Annotated in this window: 12 protein-coding genes; 7 read left to right on the top strand and 5 right to left on the bottom strand. The window is 65.3% G+C overall.

Annotation, left to right across the window (positions count from 1 at the left end; genetic code table 11):
* Positions 1-13 precede the first annotated feature (13 nt).
* Genes U1702_RS01330 through U1702_RS01310 form a run of 5 tightly spaced genes read right to left on the bottom strand, consistent with a single transcriptional unit; the run spans position 14 to position 5,455 of the window.
* On the bottom strand, positions 14-1,351 hold the full coding sequence (locus tag U1702_RS01330; RefSeq protein ID WP_332721442.1) for an MFS transporter: 1,338 nt from the start codon (positions 1,349-1,351) through the stop codon (positions 14-16).
* Between the two features lie 45 nt (positions 1,352-1,396).
* Positions 1,397-2,173 (bottom strand): pyrroline-5-carboxylate reductase, encoded by a 777-nt coding sequence (proC, locus tag U1702_RS01325; protein WP_332721441.1) that lies wholly within the window; start codon positions 2,171-2,173, stop codon positions 1,397-1,399.
* The gene (locus tag U1702_RS01320) at positions 2,173-3,435 is read right to left on the bottom strand and encodes an amidohydrolase family protein (protein ID WP_332721440.1); all 1,263 of its coding nucleotides are present in this window, start codon (positions 3,433-3,435) and stop codon (positions 2,173-2,175) included. Before U1702_RS01320 ends, proC begins: the two co-directional genes overlap by 1 nt.
* The gene (locus tag U1702_RS01315) at positions 3,432-4,802 is read right to left on the bottom strand and encodes an amidohydrolase family protein (protein ID WP_332721439.1); all 1,371 of its coding nucleotides are present in this window, start codon (positions 4,800-4,802) and stop codon (positions 3,432-3,434) included. Before U1702_RS01315 ends, U1702_RS01320 begins: the two co-directional genes overlap by 4 nt.
* A gap of 14 nt (positions 4,803-4,816) precedes the next feature.
* Complete coding sequence (locus U1702_RS01310; protein ID WP_332721438.1) at positions 4,817-5,455, bottom strand: FMN-binding negative transcriptional regulator; 639 nt, start codon at positions 5,453-5,455, stop codon at positions 4,817-4,819.
* 194 nt (positions 5,456-5,649) lie between these two features.
* On the opposite strand from U1702_RS01310, the gene pdxR reads away from it, so the two are divergent.
* From pdxR to U1702_RS01275, 7 genes are all read left to right on the top strand, one after another.
* Complete coding sequence (pdxR, locus tag U1702_RS01305) at positions 5,650-7,110, top strand: MocR-like pyridoxine biosynthesis transcription factor PdxR (protein ID WP_332721437.1); 1,461 nt, start codon at positions 5,650-5,652, stop codon at positions 7,108-7,110.
* A 91-nt stretch (positions 7,111-7,201) separates the two neighbouring features.
* A complete protein-coding gene (locus U1702_RS01300; protein WP_332721436.1) occupies positions 7,202-7,705 on the top strand; it encodes a hypothetical protein in 504 nt (167 codons plus the stop codon).
* A complete protein-coding gene (locus U1702_RS01295) occupies positions 7,705-9,372 on the top strand; it encodes an amidohydrolase (RefSeq protein ID WP_332724531.1) in 1,668 nt (555 codons plus the stop codon). The genes U1702_RS01300 and U1702_RS01295 overlap by 1 nt, the downstream gene beginning before the upstream one ends.
* A 174-nt stretch (positions 9,373-9,546) precedes the next feature.
* Positions 9,547-11,760: a TonB-dependent receptor gene (locus U1702_RS01290; protein WP_332721435.1), complete on the top strand. Its 2,214-nt coding sequence runs from the start codon at positions 9,547-9,549 to the stop codon at positions 11,758-11,760.
* A gap of 242 nt (positions 11,761-12,002) precedes the next feature.
* Positions 12,003-13,091, top strand: a complete 1,089-nt coding sequence (locus tag U1702_RS01285) for a PepSY-associated TM helix domain-containing protein (RefSeq protein ID WP_332721434.1) — start codon at positions 12,003-12,005, stop codon at positions 13,089-13,091.
* A gap of 5 nt (positions 13,092-13,096) precedes the next feature.
* The gene (locus U1702_RS01280) at positions 13,097-14,347 is read left to right on the top strand and encodes a putative porin (protein ID WP_332721433.1); all 1,251 of its coding nucleotides are present in this window, start codon (positions 13,097-13,099) and stop codon (positions 14,345-14,347) included.
* The gene (locus tag U1702_RS01275) at positions 14,347-15,552 is read left to right on the top strand and encodes a carbohydrate porin (protein ID WP_332721432.1); all 1,206 of its coding nucleotides are present in this window, start codon (positions 14,347-14,349) and stop codon (positions 15,550-15,552) included. The genes U1702_RS01280 and U1702_RS01275 overlap by 1 nt, the downstream gene beginning before the upstream one ends.
* The last annotated feature ends 8 nt before the right edge of the window (positions 15,553-15,560 follow it).

Here is a 15,560-nt window from a genome sequence, read left to right as displayed (position 1 = left end):
CAACCCACTCCACTCAATGCAAATGCCCATGCGCACGCGGCTCGCGCATGCGCCATGCAACGACGAACGCCACCGCACAGATGGCCGAAACATACCAGGCGAACGCCCCTTCATGGCCCATCTGCTTGAGCAGCAGCGCGATATATTCCGCCGTCCCGCCAAAGATCGCCGACGCGATCGCATGGCCCAGTCCCACGCCCAGCGCGCGCACGCTCGCCGGAAACAGTTCCGCTTTGAACAGCCCGGAAACCGATGTGTAGAAACTCATGATCGCCAGCGCCGCGAACACCAGGACGCCCGCGCTCCACATCGTTTGCGCCTGTCCGATCGCCCCGAACAGCGGCACCGCGAACAGCGTCATGCCCCCGCTGAAGATCATCAGGTTCGTCCGCCGCCCGATCTTGTCGGACAGCCGCCCCAATATCGGCTGGAGCAGCAGAAAGCCCAGCGTGACGACCAGCATCGTCCGCGTCGCCGCGCCCGGGTCCATCTGTGCCGTGTTGACCAGATATTTCTGCATGTAGGTGGTGAAGGTATAGAGCGACACCGCGCCCGCCGCGCTCAGTGCCATCACCACGAACATCGCGCGCGGATGCCTGAACAGCGCCTTCAGCGACCCGGCATCCTCGCTCTTGCCCGCCGGTTCCGCCGTCTCGTGCATCGCATCGCGGAACAGCAGGAACACGCCCGCCAGCACCGCGCCCAGAATGAACGGGATGCGCCAGCCCCACTCACGGATTTCGCCGTCGCTCATCGCCTGTTGCAACAGGAATATCGTCAGCAGTGCGAACAGCTGTCCGCCGATCAGCGTGACGAACTGAAACGAGGCATAGAAGCCGCGCTTCCCCGGCTCGGCAATCTCGCTCAGATACGTCGCCGCCGCGCCATATTGGCCGCCGGTCGAAAATCCCTGCATCAATCGTGCGATCAACAGCAACGCGGGTGCCCATGCCCCGATCGTCGCATAGGTCGGCAACACGCCCACCAGCAGCGACCCCGCACCCATCAGCAACACCGACGCGATCATCGCCGCGCGCCGCCCCTTGCGGTCGGCATAGCGCCCGAAAAACCAGCCTCCCAGCGGCCGGATCAGGAACCCGGCGGCATAGATCGCGGCGACGTTCAGCAGCTGCGCCGTGCGATCGCCCGCCGGAAAGAAGGCCGACGCGAAATACAGCGCGGTGTAGGCATAGGCGTAGAAATCATACCATTCGATCAAATTGCCGGCCGACCCGGCAATCGCCGCCTTCGCCCGCGTCTTGCGGTTCAGCGGCACCGGCGTCATCGGCCGCGTATCCAGCGGCGCATCACCATCGGCGGGCACGCCGATCATTCCAGGAATCCCGGTCATTGCTCTCTCCCGTGCGCCGGAATCTGTTGTCCCGGCGTCATCTGATTATCCGGCCAATTCACGCGACCGCGCCGCTGCCGCATCGACGATCGCGCGGGCAAGCCGGTCGATCGCATCGTCCGCGTCCATCTGCGCAAGACCCGCGGCGGTGGTCCCGCCCGGACTCGTCACCTGCCGCCGCAATTCCGCCAGCTCGGCGACATCCGCCCCCGCCAGCGCCGCCGCGCCGGTAAAGGTCGCCCGCGCCAGCTGCATCGCCAGTTGGGGCGGCAACCCCTCTTCGGCCCCGGCCTTCGCCAGCGCCTCGGTAAAACGAAAGAAATAGGCCGGACCGCTGCCGGACACCGCCGTCACCGCGTCGATCTGACGCTCATCGTCCAGCCATACGACTTGGCCCGTCGGCTCCAGCAATCCGTTGACCGTCGCAAAATCGCTCAGGCGCACATCGCGTCCTGCAACCGCCGCCGTAATCCCCTGCCCAATTGCGGCGGGCGTGTTCGGCATCGTCCGCACGACGCGCCCGCTGCCCAACGCATCCCCCAGCCCGGTCAGTGTGATCCCCGCCATGATCGAAACGAACAGCGCATCTGCCCGCGCTAGGGGCCGCAGCGATTCTCCGATTCCGGGGAACACCTGCGGTTTCACCGCCAGTACGACCGCCAGTTCACCGTCCACATCGACCGCATACAGCGACTGCACCCGCTCCGCCCCATCCGGCAACGTTGCGGCCATTGGATCGAACACCAGCACGCGGTGCGCGCCGTTCCAGCCGCGCGCCATCGCGCCGCCCATCCGTCCGCAGCCGACCAACAGCACGTTCATCAGCGCGCATCCTTATAGCGCGCGGCCAGCATATCCTGCCGCGAGCGGATCGACGTTTGCCGCCCCTCGACGATCACTGCGGTTGCGTTGGTCGACGGCTCCAGCGGATCGCCGTCCCACACCACCAGATCGGCCTCGCCCCCGGCGGTCAGCGTGCCGCCGCCTTCCTTGCGCCAGATCGCATGCGGATTGACCGTCACCGCCCGCAACGCATCGGCATAGGGTAGCCCGTTGGCCACCGCGATCCCCGCGCCTTCACGCAGCGCCATCCCCGCATTGTAATTGCTGTGGATCTTGCCCCCGGCGAGACCGAAGGCGATTTTCACGCCGGCGCGCGTCAGGATCGCGGCATTGTCCTGCCGCGCCCCAAGTTCGTCGAAGCCGCCGGGCAGATTGACCGAGGGGTCGAGCACAACGGGAATCTTCGCCGCCGCGAGGCGCTCGGCGACGCGCCACGCCTGTGCGCCCTCCACGATCACCACGCGGATGCCGAAATCGCTGGCCAGCTTGATCGCCTCACGAATATCGGACTCGCGGTTGGTCTGGATCGCCAGCGGCGTCTCGCCCGCGATGACGCCGCGGATCAGCTCCTCGCCCGCACGCCGACCTTTGCCCGGTGGCGGTCCCTTGCGGCGTATTTTCTTGTCATCTCCGGCATCGCGCCCGTCCGCTGTCCGTTTGGCATCGCTCAGTGCCTTGCGCAGCACGGTCCATTGCTGCGCGCGCGACCCGATCCGTTCCCACGCGCCGCCGCCAATCACGGCATAGACCGCAACTTCGCGCTCACCCAATATGTCGACCCCGTCACGAAAGCGCGCGATCACCGGCTCGCCAGCGAACACCGGCGTGCGCGACGGTGCCGGATAGATCAGCGCGCGGGTCAAGCCGTCCGCCCGCGCCAGATCGACCAAGGTCGAATTGCCGTTGAGCGCGCGCGCCGGATCAAAACCGGGATTGCGCTCGTCGGCGGAACCCTGATCGCGCGTGTCGATGGAGGCGGTCTCGACCAGCCCGATCTGGGTCGCCGCGTTCATCAGGCCCGGTGTCACCGGCTTGCCCCGCGCGTCGATCACCGTTGCACCCTCCGGCACCGCGCCGCCCGCTGTCACCGATACGATCTTGCCGTCCGTGATGACGATCGTCGCGCCGCGCACCGGCGCATCGCCCTCCATCGTCCACGCCTCGGCATTGGTCACCGCCAGCGTCTGTGCCGAAACCGGTGCTGCGATCGCCAGCGCGATCAGGCTTGCCAGCATCTTCATGGCTTCACTCCCGGACGGCCGAGCTCGAAATCGGACACCGGTTCGCGCGGCGGTTTGGACCGGTCCCACGCCACAGCGCCGTCGATCAGCACCAGATCGGCCTTGCTATAGATGCTGAACGGATCGCCCGACCACAGCACGACGTCGGCCTTATACCCCGCCGCGATCCGGCCGACGCTGCTCTCCAGCCCCAGCAATTTCGCCGGATTGCTGGTGGTCCATTTTATCATCACCTCGGGCGGGGTCTCGATGCCGATGCGCCGCCCCGCCGCCGCCGCCTTGGCCGCCGTGATATTGAGCCGCTGGCCGTCCGCCGCCGAATCCGAGTGCATCATTACGCATGCGCCCGCGCGTTCCAGCATGGGCGCGCCCGCGCGCACCGAATCCTGCGCCTCCATCTTGAACCCCCACCAATCGGCCCACACAGCCGCACAAGTGCCGGATGCACGGAGCAGGCCGGGGATCTTGTACGCGTCGGTCGCGTGATGGATCGCGCCGATGCGAAACCCGAATTCCTTCGCCACCGACAGCGCCGCCGCGATGTCGCCCGCGCGATAGCAATGCAGATTCACCCGAATGTCGCCCGCCAGGATGCCGAGCAACGCCTCCTTTTTCAGGTCGCGCCCGACCTTGCCCGCCGCGTGCTCGCGGCCATAGGCCTGCGCGGCGAGAAACGCTTGCCGCATATAGGCGACCACACCCTGTCGGCTGGTCGGCCCTTCATTATCGTCATCGGCACCCCAGCTTTTGGGGTTCTCGCCGCACGCCATCTTGAAACCCTGCGCGCCGCCGGTGACCTTCATGTCCCACACGGTCGCGCCGCGTACCGGCTTCACCACCACCGAGCGGCCCGCAAAGATCGGAGTCGATCCCGGCAGGATCTGCATCGTAGTGACACCGTTCATCAGGCCGCGATCGAAGCCCATATCCTGTGGATTGACCGCCGTTTCGATCCAGGTATCCGCGCCGTTGGGGCTGCTCACCTCGGACACGTCGCTCGCGCTGCGGTCGATATCGGTCAGCGGCACGACGAACGTGCCGTTGTGCGTATGGACATCAATCACGCCCGGCGTGATCCAGCGGCCCTTCGCATCCACCTCACGCACGCCCGGATTGGTCAGCGCCTTGCCGACGGCAACGATCTTGCCCCCGCGCACCAGCACGTCGCCACCGTCGATCCGCCCGCCCACGCCGTCCAGGATCGTCGCGCCGCGCAACAGCATGTCGTCGGGCTGCGGCATGCGGTATGTGCTGGGGAACGGGTCGCCCTGCCGCGGCGCAGCGCGCATCTGCTGCGCATCACCCGGAAGCGGCGCGGCCAGCAGCGCCAGCGCCGCAACCGTCGATCCGAACCGAAGTCCTGTCATAACCCCAACCCCTGTTATCGTCCGGCGTTAAACCGCCGCATCCACTCTGCCATCGCATCGTCGGGCAGCGCGTCAAGGATCGCGTGCAATGTCACGGCGTCCTCATCCTGCCCCAGCTTGAACTTGCCCGACAGACCCGTCACCACCACGCGGAACCCGATGATACGGGTCAGCATGGCACGATAACGGTCGCCCAACTCGTCCACGTCCCATGGTTGCGGACGCCCTGCTTCCATCGCGTCGATCAGCATGCGCAGCGACATTTCGGTCAGCGTGTCATCGAACGCGATTTCGCCGTCCAGCTTCACCTGCGCGTAATTCCAGGTCGGCGCCCAGTCGCGCCGGTTGGCATGTTCCGGGCTGACATAGCCCTGTGGCCCGTTGAAAAGGATCGTCGTCCGGCCCTCGGCGCTCAGCGCATGATAGAGCGGATTGGACCGCATCAGATGCCCGATCAACTCCACCAGCCGTCCGTCATCGTCGAACACGCCGATCAGCGGCAACAGGCTTGCCTCCAGCGCGCCCGCCCCCGGCTTGCTCGTGTCGCCGCCGCACACCCATGCCAGCGGATAGTCTTCGATCAGCGCGCGCACATCGGCGTGACCGAACCGCTCGAACAGCGGTGCCTCCGCCCGATCTCGTCCATACGCCACGCTGACGCCCCCTACAGCTCCGTTCATATGTCTCGACGCCCACATGTTGATGGCGCTCTTGTTCCCGAGCCTTGGGGCAGCGGCAAGCACCAAAACCGAAAAGTCCGGGGGACCAGCACGGCGTTGCCAATGCGCAATTTACGCGTTAGCCTTGGCCCCCTTCGGGTCAGATATTGAGGGTAGGGATCGGTCCAATGCTGCGTCCATGGCAGGTTAGTCTCGGCGATCGCATCGATCCCGCGCGCGATGTTCCCATCTATATGCAGATCATTCAGGCGCTGATCCGCGACATCGAACGCGGCCGCCTGACATCGGGCACCTACCTCCCCAGCAGCCGCGAGCTGGCAACGATCCTGGGCGTCAATCGCAAGACCGTGGTGCTGGCTTACGAGGATCTGATCGCACAGGGTTGGCTCGCCTCGGCCGGCACCCGCGGCACGATGGTATCGACGTCGCTCCCCGATCCGGTGAAGAAAAACCAGGGTGAGGTCGAGGCGACGATGAGCAATGCCGCGATCGACTATCGCTTCGCCCCGCCGCCCGAACGCGCGCTCGCCCTGCCCTCCGGCGTCGGCCTGAAGCTGGATGAGGGCGCGCCCGACGGCCGCCTGTTCCCCGCCGAACTGCTTGCGCGCGCCTATCGCGCCGCCACGCATCGCGCGTCACGCGACAATGGCTTTCAGTATCGCGATCCACGCGGCTCCCCGGCGCTGCGCGAAAGCATCGCCACGATGCTGAAGAGCCAGCGTGGCCTGCCCGTCAGCGCCGAAAATATCTGCATCACGCGCGGAAGTCAGAACGGCATCTTTCTCGCGACGCAGGTGCTCGTGCAGCCCGGCGACTCGGTGATCGTGGAGGAGCTGACCTATGAGCCCGCCGTCGCCGCCTTCCGCGCATGTGGTGCCAAAATCCTGCCGGTGGGTGTCGATGAGGGCGGAATCGACATCGAAGCGGTCGAGCATGCCTGTCGCCGCAACGCCGTCCGCGCGGTGTTCGTGACCCCGCACCACCAGTTTCCCACCACCGTCGCGCTGCGCCCCGAACGCCGCCTGCGGCTGCTCGATCTTGCCCGCCAATTCGGCTTTGCGATCATCGAGGACGATTACGACCATGAGTTCCACTTCGAGTCGCAACCGCTGCTGCCGATGGCCGGTTACGGCCCCGGCCATGTCATCTATGTCGGGTCGCTGTCGAAACTGCTGCTCCCGGCGCTGCGCATCGGCTATGTTGCCGCCCCGCCGCCGGTGATTGATGCGATCGCGCATATGGTCTCGCTGACCGACGGCATGGGCAACACCCTGACCGAGGATGCCGCCGCCGAACTGATCGAGAATGGCGAGCTGCGCCGCCACGCGCGCAAAGTGCGACAGGTCTATGCCAAGCGCCGCGAAAGTTTCGCGGCAGAGGTCGACCGCACGCTCGGCCATATCGCCGACTATAAGATGCCCGATGGCGGTCTTGCCTTCTGGCTGCGCTTCGACACCGATCTGGATCATATGGAGACGCGCGCCGCCGCGATGGGGCTGCGCTTTGCTTCGTCGCGTTCGTTCATGACCCGCGACACGGCCCAGCGCGGCCTACGCATCGGGTTCGCCAGTCTCAACGGCCATGAAGCACGCACCGCCATCGCCGCGTTGCGCGAGGCCGCGGGGTGATCGGGTAACTGGACCCGTTTACCCGGGTTCAATTGGATGTTTTCCGATCCACGACATGCGCAGACGCTGCGTTGACTGGGAGGAAATAAAAATGAAGTATTTCGCATTCGCGCTGCTCGCAACGCTGTCGCCGCTGAACGCCATCGCGCAACAGACACCCGCCCCCGCGCCCGCCGCCGAAAGCGACGCCTGGCCCGAGGCATGGTTTGAAATCTTCAAGCTGGCCCCGGGCAAGCAGGAAGAATTCATCCGCCGCATCGACCAGGCCGATCAGGTTGCCGCCGCCGGTGGCCAGCCGCCGATCCAGCTGTTCTTTCACGAAAACGGCGCGGATTTCGACGTCATCATCTTCAAGCCCGTGACCGGCTACAAGCCGACGCCCGCACAGGAAGCGGCGATGACCGCCAAACGCAAGGAACTGGGTATGCCCAGCGGCCCGGCCTATTTCGTCAACATCCGCGAACTGATCGCCGAACATACCGACTCAAAGACTTATGGCCCGCTTTCGGCCGGGAAATGGCTTGCCCGTCTCGACAAATGGCGCGCTGAAAACCCGCCGCGCAAGGCGTTCGAGCCGAAGAAGGCAGGTAAGTGATGCTCGGCCGCCGCAGCCTCCTCGCCCTTGGCGCCGGTACCGCTGCGGCGGCCGTCAGCCGCGCTGCCTTTGCCGGCACCGACGGTGAACTCGATATCGCCTATATCAATGCAAAAGTGTGGACCGGTGCCGGCCCGAACACGCGCACCGACGCGATCGGGGTGAAGGGCGACCGCATCGCCGCGATCGGTGCGGCGGCAGTCCGTGCGAAGACCGGCAAGCGCACCCGCGTGATCGACCTCCAGGGCGCGTTCGTCACCCCCGGCTTCATCGATCCGCACGTCCATTTCGAGAAAGCGTCGACGATGCTGTCACAGGCGTCGCTGCGTGATGCCGCCAATCCAAAGCAATTCGTCGAGAAGATCGCCGCCGCCGCCAAGGCCTTGCCCAAGGGCCAGTGGCTGGAGGGCGGTAACTGGGATCAGGACCGCTGGGGCGGTGAGATGCCGCACCGCAAATGGATCGACGCGGTGACGCCCGACACGCCGGTCGCGGTGATCCGTTACGACTTGCACATGCTGTTCCTCAACTCGCTGGCGCTGAAGCTGGCGGGGATCGACCGTAACACCGTGTCACCGCCCGGCGGCGTGATCGAAAAGGACGAGAACGGCGAGCCCACCGGCATCGTCAAGGACGCCGCCAAGGACATCGTCCTCCGCGCGATCGGTGACAAGACGCCCGAACAGATCGACGCCGCCGTCGCCCGTGGCATTCAACTCGCGCTGAGCAAGGGCGTGACACAAGTCCATCCGACCGAGCTGGAGACGATCAGCTTCGATTCCACGCGCCGCCTGCGGGCCAAGGGTGAGACCGGCATCCGTTTTCGCCACTATCTTCCGCTCAAGGACTGGGAAGCGCAGGCCGCGCTGATCGCGCGCGAAGGGCGCGGCGACGACTGGGTCCAGTGGGGCGGGTGCAAAGTGGTGTTCGACGGCTCGCTCGGCTCGCGCACCGCGCGCCTGTACGAACCCTATCTCGACGAACCCGGCACCCGCGGCATCATCGTCACCGACCCCGCTGATCTCAAACGCTGGATTAGCGGCGCGGACAGGGCCGGCATTCAGGTCACCGCCCACGCCATCGGCGACGAGGCCAACGACATCGTCCTCGACACGATGGCCGCCGTCGCCAAGGAAAACGGCAAGCGCGACCGCCGCTTCCGCGTCGAGCATGTCCAGCACATGAAGCCACACGCCGTGCCGCGCTTCGCACAGCAGGACATCATCGCCTCTGTCCAGCCCTATCACGCCATCGACGACGGCCGCTGGGCGGTGCGCCGCGTCGGAGATGATCGGCTCAAGACCAGCTTCGCCTTCGGCTCGCTCGTCCGTGCGGGCGGTCATGTCTGCATGGGATCCGACTGGCCGGTCGCCCCGATCGACCCGCTCACCGGCCTCGACGCCGCCGTCAACCGCGAGACGCTGGACGGCAAACACCCGGAAGGCTGGCACCCAGAACAGCGCGTGACGCTGGCGCAGGCAATGCGCTGCTATACCCGCGAAGGCGCCTATGCCGGGTTCAACGACAAGAAGCTCGGCCTGATCGCGCCCGGCCTCCTAGCTGACTTCGTGGTTCTGGATTCAGACCTTTTTGCGATTGATACGCATTTGCTGATTAAGGCGAAGGTGCTAAGGACGGTCGTGGGTGGCGTTCAGCGTTTCGGTTGAACGGCTTACCCAAGATTGTTCGATTGTTACCCGATTGGTCCCTTGCATCTATGCAAACTGGATGTTTTGCGGCCCAATTTTGGCAATCATGTTACAGTTGCGATGCCGGACCTTGGACTAAAACCGGGCCGGATCGGGAGGGGTCTTCATGACCAATTTCGGGGGATTTTTATCATGGTAGCTTACCGCACCGCGCTTCGTGGGACTGGCCTGTCCGCCATCGCCACCGCGCTTCTCGTCACCACGCCCGCATTCGCGCAGGATGCGGCTGAGGAAAGCGAAGACATTCTCATCACCGCCCAGCGCGACAACCAGAGCCAGGTCACGCGCAAGGGATCGCTGGGTGCGCTGGGTGAAAAGGACGCGATGGACACCCCCTTCGCGATCAAGAGCTACAACGCCGCGCTGATCCTCAACCAGCAGCCGCAGACTTTGGGTCAGGTGCTCGAAAACGATCCGTCGATCCGGACGACCAACGGCTTTGGCGTCGCTGCCGAACTGTTCGTCATGCGCGGCTTTGCACTCACCTCTGACGATATCTCGTTCAACGGCATGTACGGCCTGACCCCGCGCCAGCTGGTCGCGCCGGAACTTTACGAGCAGGTTCAGGTGCTGAACGGTGCCAGCGCGTTCCTCAACGGCGCGGCGCCCGGCGGGTCGGGTCTCGGCGGCGGCATCAACCTGATCGCCAAGCGCGCCGGGTCGAAATCACTCAACCGCCTGACTGCCAACTATGCCGGGACATCGCATTTCGGCGGATCGTTCGATGTCGCGCGCCGTTTCGGCAATGGTGAGTTCGGCGTTCGTATCAACGGCGCGCTGCGCGGCGGCGACGTCGCCATCGACGATGAAAATCGCAAGGCGACCGTGCTCGGCGCGGGCTTCGACTACACCACCGACAATCTGCGCATCGGCCTCGACCTCGCCTATCAGCGCCTCGATGTGCGCGGGCTGCGGCATAAGGTCGCGATCACCACCGTGATTCCGACCGTGCCACGCAGCGACGTCAACTATTCGCAGCAATGGCAATATGCCAACCAGCGCGACATTTTCGGGCAACTGAGCATCGAATATGACGTCGCGGAGAATGCCACGCTTTACGGTTCGTTCGGCGCACGCGATGGTTGGGAAGAAAGCGTCGCACTGAACGCCGTCACCGTCGCCGCGGCCGATGTTCCCACGGGCCGCGCGGTCAGCGGGAACGCGCAATACACACCTCGCACCGACAATAACGAAGCCTTGCTGGCCGGGTTTCGCTATTCAGCAAGCGCCTGGGGCATCAGCCACGAACTCAATGTCGGCACGTCGTTTATCTGGCAGGTCAACCGCAACGCTTATCAGCGCTATGGCACCTATGTGACCAATATCTACAATCCCGTCGCGGTCGCGCGTCCGGCTGAAACCACAGTGCGCGGCGGTAACATCAACGATCCGTTCCCAATTGCCGAGACCAATTTGGGCAGCGTATTCGTGTCCGATACGCTCGGCCTGTTCGACGACAAGCTGCTCGTCACGGTCGGCGCGCGCCACCAGGCGATCGAGGTGACACGCTATGCCTATAACGTCACCGTGACGCCGGTGCGCACGCTTCAGCCAGGAGACCGCCAGACCTACTACAAGGAAAGCGCGACAACCCCGGTGGTCGGCGTCGTGGTTAAGCCGAGCGAGATGGTCTCGCTCTACGCAAATCGCATCGAGGGTCTGGTTCAGGGTGAGGTCGCACCGAACGACGCGACGCTGATCAACGCCAATGAAGTGTTCGCACCGTTCAAGACCGTTCAGTATGAACTTGGCGGCAAGATCGAGATCGGCGGCATCAATGCCTCGCTCGCCTTCTTCCAGTCGGATCGCCCGAACGGCTTCAGCCGCAATATCGCACCGGCCCCGACGACCGGCCCGCTGCGCGAATATGTGATCGACGGGCTGCAGCGGAACAAGGGTGCAGAGTTCAGCATCGACGGCGAAATCGTCAAAGGCTTCCGCATCATTGCGGGTGCTGCCATTAACGACGCGACGCTTCAGCGCACCGCGGGTGGCGTGAATCAGGGTAACAAGGTACCTGGCGTGCCTGATTACACTGCCAACGCCAATGTCGAAGTGGATCTGGGCGTGGTCCCGGTGACGCTCACCGGGCGCGTGATCCACACCGGTCCGCAAATGGTGAACCAGACCAACACGCTGGAACTCGATAGCTGGACCCGCTTCGACCTCGGCGCGCGGTTCGTCGCGATCGTCGGTGACAGCCCGATCACCTTCCGCTTGAACGTCGATAACGTGTTCAACAAGCGCTACTGGGCATCGGCATTCACCAGCTTCCCGACCTTCGACGCCTCGCTGCTTCAAGGCGCGCCACGCACGCTGAAGCTGTCGCTCACCGCCGACTTCTAGACCCACTTCACAGGCGCCCTTGCGGCCCGGCTGGAAACAGCCGGGCCGTTTTGTTTGGACCTGACGTGTGAACGTGCGCCGTTACCAACGGGGCCAGACACACCCTGTAACGCTTCTCGCAATTGCGTCGCAGCTTCACGATTCCGTCTGAAATTGCGACACGCGCGCAATAGGCCTTGGCCCCCAATCCAATCGCAAAAGTGGATGTTTTGCGGTCCTGTCGCACGGTACACACCCGGATCATGAGCGCACCCACCGCCCCCTCGCGGCCGACGCTGCGGCGTCGCCTGTTGCAAGTCCATCGCTGGCTCAGCCTGGGTGCGGCGATCTTCTGGCTGCTTCAAGCGCTGACCGGAATCCTCATCGTGTTCCATTGGGAATTCACCGACGCGACGATCTCGTCGGTCCATCGCCCGACCGATTTTGCCGCGATCGAGCGCCGCATCGACGCCCTCGTTCCCTCGGACAGCGGCGCAAAAATGAACACGGTATGGAACACGGCAGGCGCACCCGACCGCTACAATCTTTATTTCGAAGATGCCGGGGGCAATTCGGGCTCCGTCCGCATCGCGGGCGACGGCACCATCCTCCACACGCCGCGCCCGGACGAGGAAACGCTGATGGGCTTCCTCGTCGGCTTCCATCACGACCTGCTGGGATCATGGGGCAGCTGGATCGTGTCGATCAGCGGCATCCTGCTCTTCTCCAACCTTCTGCTCGGCCTGATCGCCGCCTGGCCGAAACGCGGGACGTGGAAACTCGCGCTCAAGCCGGCGACACGCGGCCCCGCCGCCGCGCGGCTTTATAGCTGGCATCGCGCCATGGGCCTGTGGGCGGTCATCCCCGCGCTCGTCATCGTCGGCACCGGCACCCTGTTGAAGTTCGAAGGCGGCACCGCGAACCTGCTCGGCGCAGAACCCGTTGCAATGCCTGCCAACCCGCCGGTCGGCGCTCCCGTTGGCTTCGCCACAGCAGCCACAGCCGCCACCGCTGTCATTCCCGGCAGCACGCTCACCTCGGTCGCATGGCCAAAGGCCGACGACGCAACCTACGCCATCCGCGTCCGCGCGCCCGGCGAGATCCGCCGCGCCTATGGCGATAGCCGCGTGCTGGTCGATGCCAACACTGGCCAGGTTCGCGGCATCTTTCCGATCGCCGACGCACCCGCCGCCCGCGCGTTCATGAGTTCGCTCTTCCCGATCCACACCGGCGAAGCGGGCGGATTGATCGGTCGCCTGCTATCGATCGCCATCGGGCTGTGGCTCGTCACGATGATCGTCGCGGGCACCTTGCTTTGGCTCAAGCGCCGCAAGCCGCGCCGGGCCGGGTAAGGGACATGCGTTTGCGCTTCCTGTTCCTCGCCGTGACCGCGTTCACTTTCCCGGTCGCCGCCCATGCCGACGACACCCGCCTCGAAGCGCTAGAACGCCAGCTCGCCGCGCAGCAACAACGCATCGCCCAGCTTGAGGTGATGGTGACCGAACAGGCCGCGTTGCTCAAACAGGTCAGCGCGCCCGCCACGACCTCTCCCACGCCGCCTCGCGCGGTCGCCGTCGCCAGCGTCCCGGCTCCCGCCGCCCGCGTCCCGGGCCTGGACGTCAGTGGCGATTTGCGCGTGCGACAGGAATGGAATTTCGGCGGCGCGCGCGATCGCTCGCGCTCGGTCCTGCGCGCACGTCTCCGCGCCAGCTACGCCGTCACCGGCAACCTCACCATCGGCACCCAGATCGCAACCGGTGACCCGGACGATCCCAACTCCACCGACGTCACGCTCGGCAATTTCGTCGACGACCTTAACGTGTCGCTCGATCAGGCGTGGCTGCGCTACACCACCGGCAGCCTCACCGCCTGGGCGGGCAAGTTTCCGCTGCCGTTTCAGCGCACCGACATGGTGTGGGACGGCGACGTCTCGCCGCAGGGGGCGGCACTAACCGTCACCGCGCCCGCCGGGGCCGTTAAACTCGACGCCCGCGCGCTCTATCTCGTGATCGACGAAGCCCCCACCGCGCGTGACAGCGACATGCTCGGCGGCCAGATCGCCGCCGCCGCACCACTTGGCTCCGACCTGAAATTCACCCTCGCGGGCAGCTATTACCATTACCGCCTCGGCTCGGTCGCGGGTGCCGACGCTGGCGATTTCCGCGGCAACCGCATCGCGGCGGGCCGCTATCTTTCCGACTTCCATCTGGTCGAGGGGCTGGCGACGCTCGGCTGGTCCGGCCCGTCCGCGCACTGGCCGGTCACCCTGACCGCCGACTATGTCCGCAACCTCGGCGCGACCGTCCCCGCCGACACCGGCTTCAACGTCGAACTCGCGGCGGGCCGCACTGCCCAACCCGGCGACTGGCGCGTCGCCTATAATTATTCCGACGTTGAGGTGGACGCCGTGTTCGCCGCGTTCAGCCACGACAATATCGACCTCAGCACCAACTACCGCCTCCATGGCCTCGGCGTCGCTTACATACCGGCCCGGGACCTTCAGCTCGATCTGGCCCTTTATCACTATCGCCCGCTCGACCCGGTTTATGCCGGTGGCGCGACCGACTGGCTCAACCGCGTCCGCCTCAATTTCATGGTGAATTTCTGATGCTGCTGCCCGCCCTCGCCCTCGCCTTGTCCGGCACAACTGTGCTCGAAGGAGCCGTCGATCCCGCCACGCCCCAGGACAAGCCCCACAGCCAGACGCACGCGCCGGGCGAGATCGACGAGGACCACGGCCCGCTCCTGCTTCAGCTGACTTACACCAGCGAACTGATCGGAAACGCGTCCGGTGGCCTGCGCCGCGGCGCCCGCTATCTCGACAATCTCGACATCGTGTTCGAGGCGGATATGGAACCGCTGGTCGGCTGGACCGGGGCGCAGGTCCATGTTTACGGCCTGTATAACAACGGTAACTCGATCGGCGACCTGATCGGCGATGCGCAGGGCGTCAGCAACATCGAAACCGGCGTCCGCGCCGCCCGCCTCTATGAAGCATGGATCGACCAGAAGTTCGGCGACAAAGTTTCGCTGCGTGTCGGCCTCTACGACCTCAATTCCGAACTCGACGCACTCGATGCCTCCGGTCTGTTCGTCGGCAGCGCGCACGGCATCGGCAGCGAATTCGCGCAGAGCGGCCAGAACGGCCCGTCGATCTTCCCCTCCACATCGCTCGCCGCCCGGCTGCAAGTGACCCCGGCGGAGGGCTGGGCGGTCCGCGCCGCGATCCTCGACGGCGTGCCGAACGATCCCAACAGCCCCGGCCGCACCGTCATCCGCTTGGGCAATGGCGACGGCGCATTGCTGGTGGGCGAGGTCGAGGCACCGCTGGGCAAGGGCCGCGTCATCGCCGGTCACTGGCGCTACACCGCGCGTTTCGACCGCACCGATGGGGCCGGGACCGACACCGGCAATGCCGGCACCTATATCCGCGCCGAGCTGCCGATCGCGCATCAGCCAGACGGCAAGATCGATGGCTTCATGCGCCTCGGCACCGCGAGCGGGCGGTTCAACATGTTCGATTTCTTCGCTAGCACCGGACTGAAGTTCACTGGCTGGATTCCGGGCCGAGGCGAGGATGAGTTCGGCATCGCGGTCGCCGCCGCCTTTACCGCCGAACCCTATCGCACGCTCACCGGAGCAGGCGCGTCCGAAGTTGCGTTCGAGGCAACCTACCGCACCCAGCTTCTCCCTTGGCTCGCGGTCCAGCCCAACATCCATTATGTGGTGAACCCGTCCGCCGATCCAACGGTCGCCGACGCACTGGTATTGGGCATCCGCACCGAAATCAGCTTCGACCTGTTCGGGTTTTAGGGTCTGCG

It is taken from the genome of Sphingomonas sp. LT1P40 (genome assembly GCF_036663835.1).
GTDB lineage: Bacteria > Pseudomonadota > Alphaproteobacteria > Sphingomonadales > Sphingomonadaceae > Sphingomonas.
Note: the sequence above shows the minus strand (reverse complement) of the source record. Positions and strands in the feature narration are given on the sequence as shown.